The sequence below is a fragment of the Lysobacter sp. SCRH-1R genome, assembly GCF_057747855.1.
The window spans coordinates 3,984,870-4,002,254 of record NZ_CM173227.1 but is presented as its reverse complement, the minus strand read 5'-3'; the positions used below and the strand labels follow the sequence as shown (position 1 = coordinate 4,002,254).

Here is a 17,385-nt window from a genome sequence, read left to right as displayed (position 1 = left end):
ATCCCCCATGCACTGCGGCTTCGCGGAAAATCACCCGAGCTTATCGCAGCGCCGATGACGGGATGTTCACGGGGATTGGCGTGTTCTATGGGTCGGCGGGCACCCGCGCGTGGCCGCGATCGCCCCCGCGCACGCGCGCTTCGAGCGCGGCGTAGCCGGCGATGGCCAGCAGCAGCGGCCCCAGGTAGTAGCACGCGCGATAGGCCAGCAGCGCCGCGAGCATCTGCGGCGGCGGCACCTGGTGGCCGAGCAGCGCGATGAACACCGCCTCCAGCACGCCGATGCCCGCCGGGATGTGCGCGATGGCCGATGCCACCGCCGCCGCCAGCAGCGCGCCGAGCACCGACGCGTACGACACGTGCGGCGGCATCAGCACGAACAGCAGCGCGGCCATCAGCGACCAGTTGGTCGCGGCGAGGGCGAGCTGGACCAGCGCGAGGGGCACCGAAGGCAGGCGGAAGTGGTGGCCGCGCAGGTGGAAAACCCGGCCGTGCGTCACGCGGCAGGCGACGAGGTACACCGCCACCGCGACCAGCATGGCCGCGCCGAGCCACGGCAATGTGCGCCCGGATACCGGCCAGTGCGGCGGCGGCACGACCCGTCCCGACGCGAACAGCGCGCCCGCCAGCAGCAGGTAGCCCAGCCAGTTGGTGCCGACGGTGAAGGCGACGATGCGGCTGATCGTGCCCAGCCCGAGCCCCGCGTGCGCATACAGCCGATAGCGGAAGCCCGCGCCGCCGACCAGCGCGCCGACGTTGAGGCTGAAGGCGTAGCAGACGGTCGATATCGCCATCACCCGCGGTGCCGGCAGCGGGTGCCGCACGTAGCGGCGCGCGGCCAGGTCGTAACACGAGTACAGCAGGTAGCTGCCGACGGTGATCGCGATGGCGATCGCCAGCGTGCCCGACCCGTAGCCGGCGAGCGTGGCGCCCACTTGTTCCCAGTCGACCGAGCGCGCGTAACGCACCAGCAGGAACGCGACCAGCGCCAGGAAGACATAGAACGCGATGCGCCGGGCGCGACGCCAGCGGTGGCGGTGCGCGGTCACTTCGACGAGTCCTCGGAATCGTCGGGCCGCACCAGCGCCGTGCGCGGCGTGTGCGCGGGCAGCCAGCCGGCCCATTCGGGGAACTTGCGCAACACATGGAACAGCAGCGGGCGCGTGATCGGCTGCCAGAACCTGCCGCGCGGCACGTCCGCCGGGTCCACTTCCTTGCAGTGGTTGTCGATCAGCGTGCCGAGGCGGCGGCGCAGATCGCCCGCGAACTCGCGGTCGCGGATGAACACGTTGGCTTCCAGGTTCAGCGAGAGGCTGAGCGGGTCGAGGTTGCTGGAACCCACGGTGCTCCATTCGTCGTCGATCACCGCCACTTTCCCGTGGAACGGGCGCTGGCAGTACTCGTGGATGCGCACGCCCGCATCGACGAGATGGCGGTACAGCCAGCGCGCGGCGATCAGCGCCATCGGCGTGTCGGGCTCGCCCTGGAAGATCAGCTGCACCTTCACGCCGCGCCGCGCGGCGTCGCGCAGGTCACGCAGGAAGCCGTAGCCGGGGAAGAAGTAGGCGTTGGCGATCACGATTTCCTGCCGCGCGGCGCGGAAGGCTTCGCGATAGGCCTGTTCGATGCTGCGCGAACGGCGGCCGTTGTCGCGCGGGAGGAAGCAGACGTCGGCGTTGCCGGCGGGCTTGCCGGTCTCGTGCGTGGTGTCCGGCTCCCAGCGCTCGCCGGTGCCGCGCGTGGCGATGGCGTGGCGCATGAAGGCATGGATGTCGGCGACGACCGGGCCTTCCACTTCGACCGCGTAATCCTGCTTGGCGGTGGGACCGAAGTCTTCGAGATGGTCGGCCGAATAGTTGATGCCGCCGACGAAGCCGATGCGTTCGTCGATCACGACCAGCTTGCGGTGCATGCGCCGGAACACGTTGAGACGGATGCCGAACAGCGTGGGTTGCCGGTCGAACATGCGCAGCTGGACGCCGGCTTCGGTGAGCGCGCGCAGGAAATCCTCCGACAGATCGGGCGAGCCGAACGCATCCACCAGGAAATGCACGCGCACGCCGCGCCGCGCCGCCGCGATAAGCCGCTGCTGCAGCGCGATGCCCACCTTGTCCTCGAACCAGATGAAGGTTTCCAGCAGGATTTCGCGTTGCGCCGCGTCGATGGCCTCGAACACGCGCGCGAAATACGCCTCGCCGTTCTCCAGCAGGCGCGCGCGGTGGCCGTGCCGCCAGCACGAATCCATGACGCGCCAGAACTTCACAGCTGGACCCTCGCCAGCAGTGGCAGGTGGTCGGACAGGTGCGACCACGGACGCGACGCCAGCACGCGCGCTTCGACCACGCGCGCGTTGCGCACGTAGATGCGATCCACCGGCAGCGTCGGCCAGCGCGAGGGAAAGGTGCGCGCCAGCCGTCCGCGCGTGTGTTCGAACGCTTCCACCAGTCCGCAGCGGCGGACCAGCCGATGGCCGCGCACGCGCCAGTCGTTGAAGTCGCCGGCGACGATCAGCGGCGCATCGTGCGGCACCTGTCCGGACACCACGTCGCACAGCAGGCCGATCTGCCGCTGCCGGTGCGATTCGCGCAGGCCCAGGTGCACGCAGATCGTGTGCACCTCGGCTTCCTGGCCGGTGTCCTCGTCGGGCACGCGCACGATGGCGTGCAGGAGGCCGCGGTTCTCGTGGCCGTGCACGGAGACGTCGCGGTTCTGGTAGGACGCGATCGGGAACTTCGACAGCAACGCGTTGCCGTGATGGCCGTGCGGGTATGCGGCGTTGCGGCCGTAGGCGAACTGGGTCCACAGCGTGTCGGCGAGGAACTCGTACTGCGGGCCCGACGGCCAGTCGGCATGGCGTTGCGCGTGGCGCGCGTGTTCGCCGAGCACTTCCTGCAGGAACACCATGTCGGCCGACACGCCGCGGATCGCTTCGCGCAGTTCGGGGAGCACGAACCTGCGGTTGAGCAGGCTGAACCCCATGTGCATGTTGACGGTCAGGACGTTGATCGAGGTCATGCAGCGACGTGTCGTCGGACTGTCCTGCATTCTGCCGACGGCCCGCGCGATGTCGCGTGAGGGCCGGTGGGGGCGCGGCAGGGGCGGTGTGCACGGCCGTCGCGCCGGCTCAGAGCCATCGGCGCACGCGGCGCGCGTGTTCGGGAAACGCGACCGGAAAGCGTTTGGCGAGCGCCGCTTCCTCGGGCGGGATCTGCAGGCGATCGACCCAGACCACGTAAGCGGCCACGGCGGCGACACCGAGCGGATGCACGATCGCGATCGCCCAGCCGGCGAGCGAATCGTTCTCTGCGCGGGATGCCCGACATCGAAACAAACGTTCAAAGGTCGGATCCAGCTGTTGCAGCTCTTGTAGCCCGGGTAAGCGGAGCGCACCCGGGGGCGCGATGCGATTCGGATGCGATATCGGCCCGGGGCCCCGCTTTGCGACGCGATGACATCGGTGAGGGGTGATGCGGAGCGATGGCGCGGCGAGGGCGTTGGCGGCGGTGTGCCCGGAGCTCCGTCGCCCCCCGGTGCGCTCCGCTTACCCGGGCTACAAAAGCCCTCGGCGTCTCGGCTCCCTGCTACGCGAACGCAACGCACGCGCCGCAAACCATGCGCTCGCCACACGCCACACCCGGCGCTTCCTCACCAGCCCCGCGCGAGTTCCTTCGTGACCTCCGCCGCCGGCACCGCGCGGCAGCCGGTGGTGTTCTGCCCGGCCCAGAGCGGCGAGAAGTCGCCGCTGCCCGCCGCTTCGGCCTTCGCGCGCAGCGGCGACACGGCGCCGGCCGCGAGCGGGAAGGCCGGCACGTCATCGCGCATCGCACCGAGTTCCCGCATCAGCCGGTTGCGGATGCCGCGCGCGGGACGTCCGGTGAAGAGATTCGTCAGCACCGTCGACTCGCCGGCGTCGGTGCTCAACGCCAACCGGTGCACGGGGCTGGTCGTGGTTTCCGGGCACAGCAGGTAAGCGGTGCCGACCTGCACGCCGGCCGCGCCCAGTGCCTTGGCCGCGGCGACGCCAGCCGCGTCGGCGATGCCGCCCGCCGCGATGACCGGCACGCGCACCGCGCGCACGATGCGCGGCAGCAGCGCGAACGTGCCGGACTGCGCGTCGAGGTCGTCGGAGAGGAAATGCCCGCGATGCCCGCCGGCCTCCAGCCCCTGCGCGATGATCGCGTCCACGCCCTGCGCCTGCAGCCAGCGCGCTTCCTCGACCGTCGTCGCCGACGAGAACACCTTCGCGCCGGTCGCGCGCACGCGTTCGAGCAGCTCCGACGACGGCAAGCCGAAATGGAAACTCACCACCGCCGGCGGCAGTTCCGCCAGCACGTCGGCGAGGTCGTGGTTGAAGGGCGCACGCGCCGGTCCGGCGACGAGTGCCGCGGGATCGAGCCCGAACTCCGCGTAGTACGGCGCCAGCACCGCGCGCCACGCGGCCTCGCGTTCGGCATCCGCGCCGGGTTGCGCGTGGCAGAAGAAGTTGACGTTGATCGGCCCGCTGCCGCGTTCGCGCATCGCGTGGAGATCCCGACGCAGCGCTTCGGGCGTGAGCGTGGCCGCCGGCAGCGAACCGAGGCCGCCGGCCTGCGTCACCGCCAGTGCCAGCGATGCGCCCTGCACCCCCGCCATCGGCGCCTGCACGATGGGGAGCGTGATGCCGAGGAGGTCCTGGATCGTCATGGGTCCACTGTAGAGGCCGGCGGCAGGATTCGGGAATGGCCGGACTTCCCTCCGTGCGGTCGCCATGGGTCGCGCCGGCGTGTCGGGTTTGCTCCGACGCCGTCTTCCGAATTCCCCGACAGCGCCCGGCCACCATGCCGCGCAGACTGAACGGGCCCCGGCGCCGAGGCCGATCCTCTTCCCCTCGGACCTCCCCGTCCGAACTCCAGTCGGCTGCCCATCCGGCGCCGGGGCGAAGTCCCTCCGACGCGATCACGTGGACAGCAGCGGCCCCGGACGGGCTTCGTCGTCCTCGCGATAGCTCTCGCCGGTGAGCGCCATCGCCGCCGCGAGCTGCTTCACCGCCTCGGACTGCGGCGTGCCTTCCTCGATCTGCCACCGCGCCTCCGCGCCGTCGGCATGGACCAGGCGCAGCACGCACGCGCGGCTGCCGGGGAAGGGGCCGGTCGCTTCGATCCGCCAGCCCGGTGGCAGGGTCTGGGTGCGCGTGTCCATGCGGCGACGGTAGCGCGGCCGGTGGCAGGCGCGCGTGATCCCTCCACCGGCACGGTGCCGCCATGCCGCGACGCGGTATGGTGTCGCCCCTCGAAGCCGCCAAGATGCCGATGTCCGAAGCCACCGTTTTCCCGAACGCCGCGCCGCAACTGGGACACGCCCTCAAGCCGCGCCAGCTGATCATGATGGGCCTGGGGAGCGCGATCGGCGCCGGGCTGTTCCTGGGCTCCGGCGTCGGCGTGCAGGCGGCGGGACCGGCGGTGCTGGTGTCCTACCTCATCGCCGGCGCGCTGGTGATCATCGTGATGAACGCCCTGGGCGAGATGGCCGCGGCCAAGCCGGCCAGCGGCGCGTTCTCGGTCTACGCCGCCGACGCGCTGGGCGCGACCGCCGGCGCCACCGTCGGCTGGCTGTGGTGGGCGCAGGTGGTGGTCGTGGTCGCCGCCGAATCGGTCGGCGCGGCCGGCCTGCTCGCGACGATCTGGCCGCAGATCCCGGTGCCGCTGTCCTCGCTCGCCTTCATGCTGTTCTTCACCTTCATCAACCTGATGGGGGTGCGGAACTTCGGCGAATTCGAATTCTGGTTCGCGATCATGAAGGTCGTCGCGATCCTCGCCTTCATCGCGATCGGCGCCGCGCTGCTGCTCGGCCTGCTGCCGGCGGTGCCGTCGCCGGGGCTGTCGAACGTCACCGGCCACGGCGGCTTCGCGCCGAAGGGCTGGGCGGGCATCGGCGCGGCGCTGCTGGTGGTGGTGTTCGCGTTCGGCGGGACCGAGATCGTGGCCGTCGCCGCGGCCGAAACCTCCGATCCCTCGCGCAGCCTCGCGCGCGCGATCCGCACCGTCGCCTGGCGCATCCTGGTGTTCTACATCGGCTCGATCAGCGTGATCATCGCGGTCGTGCCGTGGACCAGCGAAGCGCTGCGCTCGCCGTTCGCCGCGGTACTGGAAGTGGCGCGCATCCCGTATGCGTCCACGACGATCACGCTGATCGCGGTGATCGCGCTGCTGTCGGCGCTCAACGCGAACCTCTACGGCGCCTCGCGCATGATCTACTCGCTCGCGCAGCGCCGCGAGGCGCCGCACTGGCTGGCGCGCGTGAACGGCCGCCAGGTGCCGGTGCTCGCGGTGCTGTCGTGCGTGGTGTTCGGCTTCGTCGCGACGGTGTGCGAGCTGTGGTATCCGGACCGCGTGCTGCCGGTGCTGCTCAACATCGTCGGTTCGACGTGCCTGCTGGTGTGGACGATCTCGCTGGTGTCGCAGCTGATCCTGCGTCGCCGCGCCGATCGCGCGGGCACGCCGCTGCCGTTCCGCATGCGCGGTTTCCCGTGGCTGACCGGCGCGGCGCTGGCGATCCTGGCGCTGATCTTCGCGCTGCTGCTCGCCAACGGCGAAACGCGCGGGCAGTTCCTGTCGATGGCCGCGCTGACCGCCGGCATCGCGCTGGCGAGCGAGCTGGCGCGGCGTCATCGCGGAAAAAAGCGCGCGACGGCGTGAGCCGTCGCGCGCTGCCGCGGCGTGCGCGGGAGGGGTTACGCACGCCTTTGCCCTGGTTCGCGACGGCTCAGGTCTCGTAGGCGGATTCGCCGTGCGAGGTGATGTCCAGGCCTTCGCGTTCGGATTCCTCGCTGACGCGCAGGCCGACCGTGTACTTCACGATCACGAAGGCGACCAGCGCGACCACGCCGGAGAGCACCACCGTCACCAGCACGCCCTGCAGCTGGATCCACACCTGCGAGGCGATGCTGTACTCCGGTAGCGCGGTTTCGGTGACGTAATCCCAGATGCCCGCGCCGCCCAGCGAAGGCGACGCGAACACGCCGGTGAGCAGCGCGCCGAGGATGCCGCCGACGCCGTGCACGCCGAACACGTCGAGCGCGTCGTCGGCGCCGAGCAGCCGCTTCAGACCGTTCACGCCCCACAGGCACACCGCGCCGGCGAGGGCGCCGATCACGATCGCGCCGCACAATCCGACGAAGCCCGCGGCCGGCGTGATCGCCACCAGTCCCGCCACCGCGCCCGACGCCGCACCCAGCATCGACGGCTTGCCCTTGCTGATCCATTCCATCGCGGTCCAGCCGAGCACCGCGGCGGCCGTCGCGAGGAACGTGTTGACGAACGCCTGCGCGGCGACCGCGTTGGCTTCCAGCGCGGAACCAGCGTTGAAGCCGAACCAGCCGACCCACAGGATCGACGCGCCCACCATCGTCTGCGTGAGGTTGTGCGGCTTGATCGCCTCGCGCCCGTAGCCCACACGGCGGCCGATCACGTACGAACCCACCAGTCCCGCGACGGCGGCGTTGATGTGCACCACCGTGCCGCCGGCGAAATCCAGCGCGCCGCGCGCGAACAGGAAGCCCGACTGCGCGAGCACGCCGGGCACCGCGTCGTTGCCGGTGAACGCATCCGGGCCCGGGAAGAACCACACCATGTGCGCCATCGGCGTGTAGGCGAAGGTGAACCACAGCACGGTGAACAGCAGCACGCCGGCGAACTTCACGCGCTCGGCGAACGCGCCGATCACCAGCGCGCAGGTGATGCACGCGAACGCGCCCTGGAACACGAAGAACACCAGTTCGGGAATGTAGACGCCCTTGGTGAACGTCGCGCCCATCGCGCTGGCGTCGAGTCCTTTCGCGAACACGCGGTCGAACCCGCCGATGAACGGATTGCCCGGCGTGAACGCCAGCGAATAGCCGTACAGCGCCCACAGGATCGCCACCAGCGAGAACACCAGCAGGCACTGCATCAGTACCGACAGGACGTTCTTGCTGCGCACCAGGCCGCCGTAGAACAGCGCCAGGCCCGGCAGCGTCATGAAGATCACGAGCGCGGCGCAGACCAGCAGCCAGGCGATGTCGCCCTTGTTGGCGGTGGGTGCGGCGGCGTCCTGCGCGAAGGCGAGGGCGGGCGTGGCGAGGGCTGCCAGCGTCGCCAGCGCGGCGAGTGCGGGCGTGCGCGTGCGAAAGCGTGCGATTGCGCGGGCATGCAAGCTGTCCGCGTTTTCCCGCGTCGCGATCTCGAAGCCGGTGCTTCCAGAATCCTCGCTTGCCGGAACCGCGTGCGTCCGCGCGTGCGTATCGTCGTCCCCGCGAAGGCGGGGATCCATCTGTGCATGCATCACGGTGAGGTTTCCTTCTTTCGTCGAAGTTGCGGCGATCGGGTCGATGGATTCCCGCCTTCGCGGGAACGACGGCATGAACGCGTCGATGTGATCGGTATGGGAGGTCGTCATGGCCGCCCCCTCACAACGCATCGTCATCGAGCTCGCCGGTGCGGATCCGCACCGTGCGCTCGAGCGATTGCACGAAGATCTTTCCGTCGCCGACCTTGCCCGTGCGCGCGGCGTTGGCCAGCGCTTCCAGCGCCGCTTCCAGCGAGCTTTCCGCGACGGCGCATTCCACTTTCAGTTTCGGCAGGAAATCCACGACGTACTCGGCGCCGCGGTACAGCTCGGTGTGGCCTTTCTGCCGGCCGAACCCTTTCACTTCGGTGACGGTGATCCCGGACACGCCGACTTCGGTGAGCGCTTCGCGCACCTCGTCGAGCTTGAACGGCCGGATGATCGCGGTGATCAGTTTCATCTCGCAGCTCCGTGGGTGGATGTTCAGAACGTCTTCGTGAGCGTCAGCACGACGGTGTCGTCGCCCAGGTAGTTGCCGTGGACGTTGGTGTAGAGGGCTTCCTCGGCGTCGGTGTCGCTGTAGGCCAGTGCGATGGCGAAGCCGCCGTCGAAGGACTTGGTGACGCCGAGCTTCCAGTCGACGTACTCGAAGTCCTCGTTGTTCTCGATCCACTGCTTGCCGGCGTGCGCGTTGAGCGTCCAGGTCGGCACGAAGTCCCAGTTCACCGCGGCGTCGAGATAGCCCGAGCCATCCGAATCGGCGTAGCCGAACAGGTCGGTGAGGGCGTAGGAATACTTGGCGGCGAACACGCCGGCGCTGATGCCGAAGTACAGTTCGGCGGTGTCCGGGCTGTTGAAGCCGGACGGATAGTCGCCGGGATACCAGTAGTACAGCGCGCCGACGTCGAAGCCGACCGCGTCGCTGAACCTGCCGCGATAGCCGCCGTAGAAATCCAGCTCGACGCTGTTGGAGATGTCGTCGTCCAGCACCGGCGTGTCGGAGAGCCAGCTCACGTTGCTGCCCCAGCCGCCGACGTAGAAGCCGCTGTCGGCCGCGTATTCGATGCCGGCCTGCAATGCCGGTTCGGTGTTGTTCTGCGAGATGCCGCGAAACAGATAGTCGCTCGTCAGCGCGACCGAGCCGGACACGCCGGCGATCGCCTCACTGGGCAGGGCGAACGAAAGCGCGCCGGCCAGCACGACGGTGGCGAACGATGCAGCGGACTTGCTTGCATGGATGCGAGACGACATGACGCAGGCTCCTCATAAGCGGTGGCCCCTCCCCGGTCATTTGGTGTTCGTGCTCTGCGATGTCGGGCGATTCGCCGGTGCCCGGATCGCGCGGGACGCACTCGCCTTGCGGCGGGCGGCGGCCCGTCGTTTTTGTTCACCTCGTGCGTTGTGTTGCGGTGGAGCGGTTACGGCCGCGCTTGCACGGCCCGCGTCATGAAGACGCTGTTCGGATCGTCGGTGTAGTCCGCGAACGGACCGCAGGGTTCGAAGCCATGGCGCGCGTACAGCGTGCGTGCCGCTTCGAATCCCGCCATCGAGCCTGTTTCCAGGCTCACCTGCGTGTACGCGCGACGCTGCGCTTCGGCGAGGATGTGCGCCAGCATCGCGGCGGCCACGCCCTTGCGGCGGTGCCGTGATGCGGTGCGCATCGACTTGATCTCGCCGTGCGCGGCATCGAGCTGTTTCAGTGCGCCGCAGCCCATCAGTTCATCGTCCTGCCAGGCCGACCAGAAGGTGATCGGCGGCTGGCGCAGGCCGTCCAGGTCGAGCGCGTGGATGCTTTCCGGCGGAGACAGCTCCGCCATGCCGCGCAGGTGTTCCTGCAGCAGCGCGACGACGTCGGGATGATCGAGACCGCCGGTGCGGATCTCCATCGCGAACCTCCGTGGGAGAGGGATCGAACTCGGAGCGGATTTTCGTGACGCCAAGCAACACGGCCCGGAGCATCCGCCCCGGGCCGTCCGATCGTCAGATCGTGTAGTACATCTGGTATTCCAGCGGATGCGTCGCCGCGCGGAAGCGCGTGACTTCCTGCATCTTCAGCGCGATGTAGCCGTCGATGAAGTCATCGGTGAACACGCCGCCGGCCTTGAGGAACTCGCGATCCTTGTCGAGCGCTTCCAGCGCCTGGTCCAGGCTGTGGCAGACGGTCGGGATGTTCTTCTCTTCTTCCGGCGGCAGGTCGTACAGGTCCTTGTCCGACGGCGCGCCCGGATCGATCTGGTTCTTGATGCCGTCCAGGCCGGCCATCATCAGCGCGGCGAAGATCAGGTAGCCGGAGTTCATCGGATCGGGGAAGCGGATCTCGATGCGGCGCGCCTTCGGATTGGCGACGTACGGAATGCGGCACGAGGCCGAGCGGTTGCGCGCCGAGTAGGCCAGCATCACCGGCGCTTCGAAACCCGGCACCAGGCGCTTGTAGCTGTTGGTGGTCGAGTTGGCGAAGGCGTTGATCGCACGGGCGTGCTTGAAGATGCCGCCGATGTACCACAGCGCCATCTGCGACAGGCCGCCGTAACCGTCGCCGGAGAACAGGTTCACGCCGCCCTTGGCCAGCGACTGGTGCACGTGCATGCCGCTGCCGTTGTCGCCGACGATCGGCTTGGGCATGAAGGTCGCGGTCTTGCCGTTGCGGTGCGCGACGTTCTTGATGACGTACTTGGTCGTCAGCAGTTCGTCGGCCTTCTTCACCAGCGAGTTGAACTTGGTGCCGATCTCGCACTGGCCGGCGTTGGCGACTTCATGGTGGTGCACTTCGACCTCGATGCCGACCTGTTCCAGCGTCTTGCACATCTCGGCGCGGATGTCGTGCAGCGTGTCCAGCGGCGCGACGGGGAAGTAGCCGCCCTTCACCATCGGACGGTAGCCGGTGTTGCCGCCGTCGTACTCGCGGCCGGAGTTCCAGTGCGCTTCCTCCGAATCGATGTGGAAGAAGGTGTGGCCCATGTCGTTGGCGAAGCGGACCGAGTCGAAGATGAAGAATTCCGGCTCCGGACCGAAGAACGCCTGGTCGGCGATGCCGCTGGCCTTGAGGTAGGCCTCGGCGCGCTTGGCGACGCCGCGCGGGTCGCGCGAGTAGGCCTGCATGGTGGCCGGATCGAGGATGTCGCAGGTCAGCACCAGGGTCGGATCGGCGGTGAACGGATCCAGGAACGCGGTGCTGGCGTCGGGCAGCAGCACCATGTCGGACTCGTTGATGCCCTTCCAGCCCGAGATCGAGGAGCCGTCGAACATCTTGCCGTCCTCGAACAGGCTCGGCTCGACGATCGACTTCGGGAAGGTGACGTGGTGCTGCACGCCGCGCATGTCGACGAAGCGCAGGTCCACGAACTCGACCTTGTGGTCCTTGATGAGCTTTTCTACGTGATCGATCGACATGGGGTAACTCCGGGATTCGGGATTGGAGATTCGGGATGGGGAAAGCCGGCCGCGTTCGCGGTGACCCTCATTCACAAGCATGGGCCGTGCCAACGTTCACGCGGTGCTAACGCATTGATTCGAAAGAGCCAGCGGCCGGCGCCCTGATCGCCTTGCACCAGAACAGTGCGTGAAGCAATGCGATTGCGTCGACATGGTGCACGCAGGCCCGTCCGGTATGCTGCGCCGTTTCGTGCCTGGCCGCCAAGAACACGTCCGCGGTTCCACGAATCCCGATCCCCCATCCGAATCCCAGCTCCCCAATGACCGACCTGCTAGCCGCCCTGCTCCTCGGCATCATCGAAGGCATCACCGAATTCCTGCCGATCTCCAGCACCGGCCACCTGCTGATCGCCGAACGCTGGCTCGGACATCGCAGCGATCTGTTCAACATCTCCATCCAGGCCGGCGCGATCCTCGCGGTCGTGCTGATCTACCGGCAGCGCCTGTGGGACCTGGCGATGGGATTCCTGGGGCGGCGCGCGCTGGCCGAACACAGCCCGGCCGGCATGCCGATGGACGCCGCGCAGGCGCGCGATTACGCCTTCAAGCTGGCGGCGGCGTTCGGCGTGACCGCGGTGCTGGGCCTGGTGGTGAAGAAGCTGGGCTTCGAACTGCCCGAGCAGGTCACGCCGATCGCATGGGCGCTGGTGCTCGGCGGCCTGTGGATGATCGTGGCCGAACACTTCGCGGCCAAGCGCGCGGCGGCGCTGGGCGAGCGCGCGACGATCACCTGGACGGTGGCGATCCTGGTCGGCATCGCGCAGGTGGTGGCGGGCGTGTTCCCGGGCACCTCGCGTTCGGGCGCGACGATCTTCGTGGCGCTGCTGGCCGGCACGACTTCGCGCGCGGCGGCGACGGAATTCGCCTTCCTGGTGGGCATCCCGACGATGTTCGCCGCCACCGCCTATGAGCTGATCGACGTGGTGCGCAGCGGGCAGGCCGGGCACGAGGACTGGGGCGACCTCGGCGTGGCCTTCGTGGCCTCGGCGATCACCGCCTTCATCTCGGTCAAATGGCTGTTGCGCTACATCCAGAGCCACCGTTTCACCGCATTCGCGATCTACCGCTTCGTCCTCGGCGCGGCGCTGCTGTACCTGGTGCCGGCCGGCAGTTGAGCCGCGGCGGCGTTCGCGCCGCGCGCTCCATTGAGTTCCCAATGCCGGGCCAGGACGGACCCGGCCACCGGAGGAGACGTCCATGAAGCGATTCGCCCTGCTCACCCTCGCCCTCGCACTGGCCGCCTGCACGCGTTCGCCGCAGGAGGCTTCGACATCGCCCGCGACCGGCAACCCCACGGCGACCGCCACGCCCGCGGCGGATGCGGCGGCGCTCGACACCGCCGTCCTCGGCGGCCATCACTGGGCGCTGGACACCGCCGTCGACGCGAACGGCCAGCGCATCGACGCGCTGCTCGCGCACGCCGACAAGCCGGTGCGCCTGGATTTCAGCGACGGCCGCGTGGCGGTGTCCAACACCTGCAATCGCATGTCGGGCCGTTACACGGTGGAGGGCGCGAAGCTCACCATCGGCGACATGGCCTCCACGATGATGGCCTGCGCCGACCAGACGCTGATGGCGCTGGACCGCGCCGTCGGCGAACGCCTGCGCGGCACGCAGACGGCCGCGCTGCAGGGCGGCGCCTCGCCGACGCTGAAGCTCACCAACGCCGGTGGCGACGTGCTCACCTTCCGCGGCGAACCGACGGCGCAGGCGCGTTTCGGCGGGCCGGGCGAGACGGTGTTCCTGGAGATCGCGCCGAACGCGAAGCCGTGCACGCATCCGGACGTGCCGAACCGCCAATGCCTGCAGGTGCGCGAGGTGCACTTCGACGAGAAGGGCATCCGCACCGGTACGCCGGCGGAATGGCAGCCGCTGTACCAGGACATCGAGGGCTTCGAACACGTCGAAGGCGAGCGCAATGTCGTGCGGGTGAAGCGCTTCGTCTCCGGAAACCGGCCCGAGGGCGAGCAGGTGGCGTACGTGCTCGACATGGTGGTCGAGAGCGAGGTCACGCCGGGAGCGGCGCCGCGGCGGTGATGGGTGGCATGGGTGACGGCGCGTGGGCGCCGTCGTCCCGGCCTGGCGGAGGACGCGGTGCTTCTGTAGCCCGGGTGAGCGAAGCGCACCCGGGTTGGAGCGGCGACCGCGTTCCCGGGTGCGCTTCGCTTACCCGGGCTACAACGGCGGCAAAGGCGGCGACGACAACCTCGGCCGCTCAGCCCTTCACCGACGCATTCAACGAATACGTCCCGTAGATCGCCACCTCGTCCAGCACATGCGCGTGCATCGCGCGCTGCACGTCCTTCGCGGTGAAGCGTTCGGGCAGATCCAGGCGCGCGACGTCCAGCGCGTACAGGCGGAAGAAATAACGGTGCAGGCGCAGATCGTTCGGCGGCGGGAACGGGCCGTCGTAACCGTGCCAGTCGCCGGCCATCGAGGCGTCGCCGGCGAACCAGCCGGTGTAGTCGTTCAGACCCTGGCGCGCGCCGGCCGGACCGGGCGGGTTCTGCTTGCCGTGGGCGACCACGCCGTCGCTGCAGCTGCCCGCGGCGATCTCGCGCACGTCGGCCGGAATGTCCGCGACGGCCCAATGCACGAAGTCGGTGCGCGGCTGGTCGGCGGGAATCTCGACGCCGGGCTTGCCGACCATCTCCGCCACCGTCGGCACGTCCGGATCGATGCACAGCAGCGCGAACGACTTCGTCCCGGCCGGCACGTCGTCCCACGCCAGGTGCGGATTACGGTTCGGCGCGAAGCCGAAGCCGTCGGCGGTGGGCTGGCCGGCGGCGAATTCGGCCGGCAGGCGTTCGCGATGCTGGAAGCTGTTGCTGCGGATCTGCATGGCACTCGTCTCCGGTGATTGGAAGGAACGCGGACGCGCGCGTCACGGCCCCGTCGCGATGCGAGGGGCGCGCGACATCACTCGGCCGGATACCCCAGGCGCCGCGCGACCGGCGTGAGCAGGTCGAACGCGTCGCCCAGCGCGTCGCGGAAGTGGCGCCAGTGGCCGGGATCGAGATGCGCCGGACCGAATGCCTGCTGCGGCGCGACCGCCACGCGGATCTGCAACGCGTCGGCGACGGCCTGCGCGACCGCGGTCGGGTCGTTGGCGATGTCGTCCAGCTTGATCAGCCGGTGCGGGAAGAGGTCCTGCTCGTGCAGGTCGGCGATCTGCGAGAGCGTCGCCGCGAGCCAGCGCGCGCCCGCTTCGGGCGAGGACAGCGCGAACGGCACCGGCGAGCCGAAGGCCAGCCAGTCCACCAGCATGTCGCGCGGATCGCGCACCGCGATCATCGCCACCGCCTCCGGCAGGTGCGCGCGCAGGCCGGTCAGCAGCGCGTTGTCCCACCACAGCAGCCAGTCGAACACGTTGCCGTCGTTGATGCCGCGCGAGGGCAGCGCGGCGCGCCACAGTTCGACCATGTAGGCCGGGTCCAGCGAACCGTCGACCAGGCCCGGCACCGTCGTGTAGCGCTGCATCGGATCGTTCGGCGGCTGCGCGCCGAAGCGGTCGGCGCGCAGCGGCGCGCCGGCGTGCTGGAAGGTGATCGCCAGGCGCTCGACCAGCGAACCCGGCGCGCCCCACAGCAGCAGCACGGCGGAGGCCGGATCGGGCAGCGGCGCGAGGTCCGGCAGGCGCAGGGCCGCGGTGCTGATCTCCGGCAGCGGCAGGCGTTGGTCGACCACCTCGGCGTGCAGTTCGGCCCAGGTCGCGGCGGCGGCGTCGGGCTGGCCGGCGATGTCGAAGCAGCGGCCCAGCAGCTGGCGCAACGAGCGCTTCACGTTCGGGTCCGGCGCCTGCGCGAGCAGGCTTTCCACGCGCTCGACGGCGGCTTCGGGATCGCGCTTGAGCAGGCCGTCGATCAGGCGCAGCTCGGCCTGCGTGTGGCCGGGCTGGAGTTCGGTGATGCGGCGGGCGATCGCTTCGGCTTCATCGGCCTGGCCGAGCCGGTCGTGCAGCGTGCCCTGCGCTTCCAGCGCCGGGACGAAGTCGGGCATCGCCGCGCGCCAGCGTTCGATCACCTCGCGCGCCGCGTCGCTGGCGAATTCCTCGAACAGCAACCGCGCGCGCCACAGGTCGGCGGCCTCGGGGTGTTCCTCCAGCGCGGCGTCGAGCGTGGTGCGCGCTTCGTCGAACAGGTTCTCGCGACGCCAGGCTTCCAGCAGCGGCAGCACGTTGCGGCGATCCAGCGGCTGCGCGGCGAAGGTCTGGCGCAGCAGCGCGAGCGCGCGATCGTTGCGGCCGGCTTGCAGCTCCAGCTCGCCGACCAGGCGCTGCATCGGCACGGTCGTGTCGGCGCCTTCCAGCAGCGGCGCCAGTTCGTCCGCGGCTTCGCCCGGACGCCCCTGGCGGCGCAGCAGGTCGGCCACGAGCACGCGCAGCGGACGCGAGGTCGGGTCCTGCTCCAGCAGCCGGCGGAACGCCTGTTCGGCGAAGGCGAAATGGCCCTTGGCGAGGTAGGCGAAGCCCAGCGAATGACGCAGCTGCGGATCGTTCGGCGCGCGCTCGGCGGCGGTGCTGATCAGCGACAGCGCGCGGTCGACGTCGCCGCGACGCATCGCGACGCCGCCTTCCAGCGCGGCCACGTGCGGGTGTTCCGGCGCGATGCGCGAGGCGGTGCGCGCCAGCCGCGCGGCTTCCTCCAGGTCGCCACGGCCGAGCGCGAGGTGGCCCTGGATGATGTACGCGGGGAACTGGTTCGGATCGAGCCCGGTGGCGCGGGCGAGCGCGGCCTGGGCTTCGTCGAGCTGGCGTTCGTGCAGCAGCAGGCCGGCGCGTTCGAGGTGGAGATCGGAATCCTCGGGCGCCAGGGCGATGGCCTGGTCGATCGCCGACAACGCGGCCTCGCGTTCGCCGCCCAGGCGCAGCGCGGCGGCGAGCAGGCGGTGCGAGTTGGCGTCCTGCGGCTGCGCGGCGACGGCCTCGCGCGCGGCGGCCAGCGCTTCGGGGGCGGCGCCGCGGCGCAGGGCATCGATGATGGGTTCGTGCATGGACTACTCGGACGCTCGTCTAGGCGAAAACGTCGATTGTAGCCGCATGCGCGGGGCCGCCCGGGCGTGCCGGACGGGCGCCGGAAGCCGGTTTCAGCGGACCAGCGGACCCCGGCCGGGCATCCCCGGCGGAGGCGGCATCGGCGCCTCCGCCGGTCCGTGGTAGCCGGGGCCATAGGCGCCGGGCCCGTAGTAGCCAGGCCCGTGGTAGCCGCCCGGCCCGAACGCCGGACCGTCGGCGCGACCGACGTTGATGTCGATGTTGACGTGGCGCGTGTCGCCGTCGTCGTCGGTCGTGGTCTTGTCCAGGTTGAGGTTGACCGCCTGCCACTGGCTGCTGCCGGCGCCCTTGGACCAGCCGACGCCCGCTTCGACCGCACCGTGCACCTGCCAGTCGCCGTTGGCGGTGTCGGCGGCGGTTTCTTCCGGAACGCCCGGGCCGCCATGGTCGCCGTACCAGGTGCCAGGCGGATCGTTGCGGTAGTTCGCGCCCGGATCGGTGCTGGCGAAGTGGATGCGTTCGGCCGGCACGCTCAGGTCCAGCGCGGGCGGATCGGCTTCGTCCTGCGCGATGGCGCCCGTGCTCGCGCATGCGGCGAGGGCGAACAGGGCGGCGCGGATGGCATCGCGTTTCATGCAGGACCCCTGTGGAAGTGGCGAA

Annotated in this window: 17 protein-coding genes; 3 read left to right on the top strand and 14 right to left on the bottom strand. The window is 69.8% G+C overall.

The window, feature by feature from the left end:
• Nucleotides 1-85: 85 nt before the first annotated feature.
• From AC3ANK_RS18270 to AC3ANK_RS18245, 6 genes are all read right to left on the bottom strand, one after another.
• Nucleotides 86-1,048 (bottom strand): lysylphosphatidylglycerol synthase domain-containing protein, encoded by a 963-nt coding sequence (locus AC3ANK_RS18270; RefSeq protein WP_484171672.1) that lies wholly within the window; start codon nt 1,046-1,048, stop codon nt 86-88.
• Nucleotides 1,045-2,262 carry a cardiolipin synthase ClsB gene (gene clsB / locus AC3ANK_RS18265; protein ID WP_484171671.1) on the bottom strand — a complete coding sequence of 406 codons (1,218 nt, stop codon included), beginning with the start codon at nt 2,260-2,262 and terminating at the stop codon, nt 1,045-1,047. The genes AC3ANK_RS18270 and clsB overlap by 4 nt, the downstream gene beginning before the upstream one ends.
• On the bottom strand, nt 2,259-3,014 hold the full coding sequence (locus AC3ANK_RS18260; protein ID WP_484171670.1) for an endonuclease/exonuclease/phosphatase family protein: 756 nt from the start codon (nt 3,012-3,014) through the stop codon (nt 2,259-2,261). The genes clsB and AC3ANK_RS18260 overlap by 4 nt, the downstream gene beginning before the upstream one ends.
• Nucleotides 3,015-3,123: 109 nt before the next feature.
• A complete protein-coding gene (locus AC3ANK_RS18255; RefSeq protein WP_484171669.1) occupies nt 3,124-3,267 on the bottom strand; it encodes a hypothetical protein in 144 nt (47 codons plus the stop codon).
• Between the two features lie 377 nt (nt 3,268-3,644).
• Nucleotides 3,645-4,682: an NAD(P)H-dependent flavin oxidoreductase gene (locus tag AC3ANK_RS18250; RefSeq protein ID WP_484171668.1), complete on the bottom strand. Its 1,038-nt coding sequence runs from the start codon at nt 4,680-4,682 to the stop codon at nt 3,645-3,647.
• Nucleotides 4,683-4,934: 252 nt separating this feature from the next.
• Entirely contained in the window at nt 4,935-5,177 is a 243-nt protein-coding gene (locus AC3ANK_RS18245; protein WP_484171667.1) for a hypothetical protein, read from the bottom strand.
• A gap of 104 nt (nt 5,178-5,281) precedes the next feature.
• On the opposite strand from AC3ANK_RS18245, the gene AC3ANK_RS18240 reads away from it, so the two are divergent.
• Nucleotides 5,282-6,673 carry an amino acid permease gene (locus AC3ANK_RS18240; RefSeq protein ID WP_484172900.1) on the top strand — a complete coding sequence of 464 codons (1,392 nt, stop codon included), beginning with the start codon at nt 5,282-5,284 and terminating at the stop codon, nt 6,671-6,673.
• 67 nt (nt 6,674-6,740) lie between these two features.
• Here AC3ANK_RS18240 and AC3ANK_RS18235 read toward each other — a convergent pair whose 3' ends face one another.
• From AC3ANK_RS18235 to glnA, 5 genes are all read right to left on the bottom strand, one after another.
• A complete protein-coding gene (locus tag AC3ANK_RS18235; protein WP_484172899.1) occupies nt 6,741-8,153 on the bottom strand; it encodes an ammonium transporter in 1,413 nt (470 codons plus the stop codon).
• A 268-nt stretch (nt 8,154-8,421) separates the two neighbouring features.
• Nucleotides 8,422-8,760, bottom strand: coding sequence for a P-II family nitrogen regulator (locus AC3ANK_RS18230; protein WP_115842812.1), 339 nt, complete (start codon nt 8,758-8,760; stop codon nt 8,422-8,424).
• Between the two features lie 23 nt (nt 8,761-8,783).
• Nucleotides 8,784-9,551 carry a TorF family putative porin gene (locus AC3ANK_RS18225; RefSeq protein ID WP_484171666.1) on the bottom strand — a complete coding sequence of 256 codons (768 nt, stop codon included), beginning with the start codon at nt 9,549-9,551 and terminating at the stop codon, nt 8,784-8,786.
• Nucleotides 9,552-9,718: 167 nt separating this feature from the next.
• Complete coding sequence (locus tag AC3ANK_RS18220) at nt 9,719-10,186, bottom strand: GNAT family N-acetyltransferase (protein WP_206862014.1); 468 nt, start codon at nt 10,184-10,186, stop codon at nt 9,719-9,721.
• Between the two features lie 94 nt (nt 10,187-10,280).
• A complete protein-coding gene (gene glnA, locus AC3ANK_RS18215; RefSeq protein WP_206862015.1) occupies nt 10,281-11,690 on the bottom strand; it encodes a type I glutamate--ammonia ligase in 1,410 nt (469 codons plus the stop codon).
• 302 nt (nt 11,691-11,992) lie between these two features.
• Here glnA and AC3ANK_RS18210 point away from each other — a divergent pair, with 302 nt between their 5' ends.
• Both AC3ANK_RS18210 and AC3ANK_RS18205 read left to right on the top strand, forming a co-directional pair.
• Entirely contained in the window at nt 11,993-12,847 is an 855-nt protein-coding gene (locus tag AC3ANK_RS18210) for an undecaprenyl-diphosphate phosphatase (protein ID WP_206862016.1), read from the top strand.
• Between the two features lie 82 nt (nt 12,848-12,929).
• Nucleotides 12,930-13,769, top strand: a complete 840-nt coding sequence (locus AC3ANK_RS18205; RefSeq protein WP_484171665.1) for an META domain-containing protein — start codon at nt 12,930-12,932, stop codon at nt 13,767-13,769.
• A 178-nt stretch (nt 13,770-13,947) separates the two neighbouring features.
• On the opposite strand, the gene AC3ANK_RS18200 is transcribed toward AC3ANK_RS18205, so the two are convergent.
• The 3 genes from AC3ANK_RS18200 to AC3ANK_RS18190 all read right to left on the bottom strand — a co-directional run bounded on the left by AC3ANK_RS18200 (nt 13,948) and on the right by AC3ANK_RS18190 (nt 17,360).
• Nucleotides 13,948-14,574, bottom strand: a complete 627-nt coding sequence (locus tag AC3ANK_RS18200) for a YbhB/YbcL family Raf kinase inhibitor-like protein (protein WP_484171664.1) — start codon at nt 14,572-14,574, stop codon at nt 13,948-13,950.
• 77 nt (nt 14,575-14,651) lie between these two features.
• Nucleotides 14,652-16,724 carry a tetratricopeptide repeat protein gene (locus AC3ANK_RS18195; protein ID WP_484171663.1) on the bottom strand — a complete coding sequence of 691 codons (2,073 nt, stop codon included), beginning with the start codon at nt 16,722-16,724 and terminating at the stop codon, nt 14,652-14,654.
• Nucleotides 16,725-16,817: 93 nt separating this feature from the next.
• Nucleotides 16,818-17,360, bottom strand: coding sequence for a hypothetical protein (locus tag AC3ANK_RS18190; RefSeq protein ID WP_484171662.1), 543 nt, complete (start codon nt 17,358-17,360; stop codon nt 16,818-16,820).
• Nucleotides 17,361-17,385: the final 25 nt, after the last annotated feature.

What these genes read in the sequence shown, in the direction of transcription:
- AC3ANK_RS18260 (WP_484171670.1), bottom strand. Translation starts at nt 3,014, where the DNA reads ATGACCTCGATCAACGTCCTGACCGTCAACATGCACATGGGGTTCAGC.
- AC3ANK_RS18250 (WP_484171668.1), bottom strand. Translation starts at nt 4,682, where the DNA reads ATGACGATCCAGGACCTCCTCGGCATCACGCTCCCCATCGTGCAGGCG.
- AC3ANK_RS18245 (WP_484171667.1), bottom strand. Translation starts at nt 5,177, where the DNA reads ATGGACACGCGCACCCAGACCCTGCCACCGGGCTGGCGGATCGAAGCG.
- AC3ANK_RS18240 (WP_484172900.1), top strand. Translation starts at nt 5,282, where the DNA reads ATGCCGATGTCCGAAGCCACCGTTTTCCCGAACGCCGCGCCGCAACTG.
- AC3ANK_RS18230 (WP_115842812.1), bottom strand. Translation starts at nt 8,760, where the DNA reads ATGAAACTGATCACCGCGATCATCCGGCCGTTCAAGCTCGACGAGGTG.
- AC3ANK_RS18225 (WP_484171666.1), bottom strand. Translation starts at nt 9,551, where the DNA reads ATGTCGTCTCGCATCCATGCAAGCAAGTCCGCTGCATCGTTCGCCACC.
- AC3ANK_RS18220 (WP_206862014.1), bottom strand. Translation starts at nt 10,186, where the DNA reads ATGGAGATCCGCACCGGCGGTCTCGATCATCCCGACGTCGTCGCGCTG.
- glnA (WP_206862015.1), bottom strand. Translation starts at nt 11,690, where the DNA reads ATGTCGATCGATCACGTAGAAAAGCTCATCAAGGACCACAAGGTCGAG.
- AC3ANK_RS18210 (WP_206862016.1), top strand. Translation starts at nt 11,993, where the DNA reads ATGACCGACCTGCTAGCCGCCCTGCTCCTCGGCATCATCGAAGGCATC.
- AC3ANK_RS18205 (WP_484171665.1), top strand. Translation starts at nt 12,930, where the DNA reads ATGAAGCGATTCGCCCTGCTCACCCTCGCCCTCGCACTGGCCGCCTGC.
- AC3ANK_RS18200 (WP_484171664.1), bottom strand. Translation starts at nt 14,574, where the DNA reads ATGCAGATCCGCAGCAACAGCTTCCAGCATCGCGAACGCCTGCCGGCC.
- AC3ANK_RS18195 (WP_484171663.1), bottom strand. Translation starts at nt 16,724, where the DNA reads ATGCACGAACCCATCATCGATGCCCTGCGCCGCGGCGCCGCCCCCGAA.
- AC3ANK_RS18190 (WP_484171662.1), bottom strand. Translation starts at nt 17,360, where the DNA reads ATGAAACGCGATGCCATCCGCGCCGCCCTGTTCGCCCTCGCCGCATGC.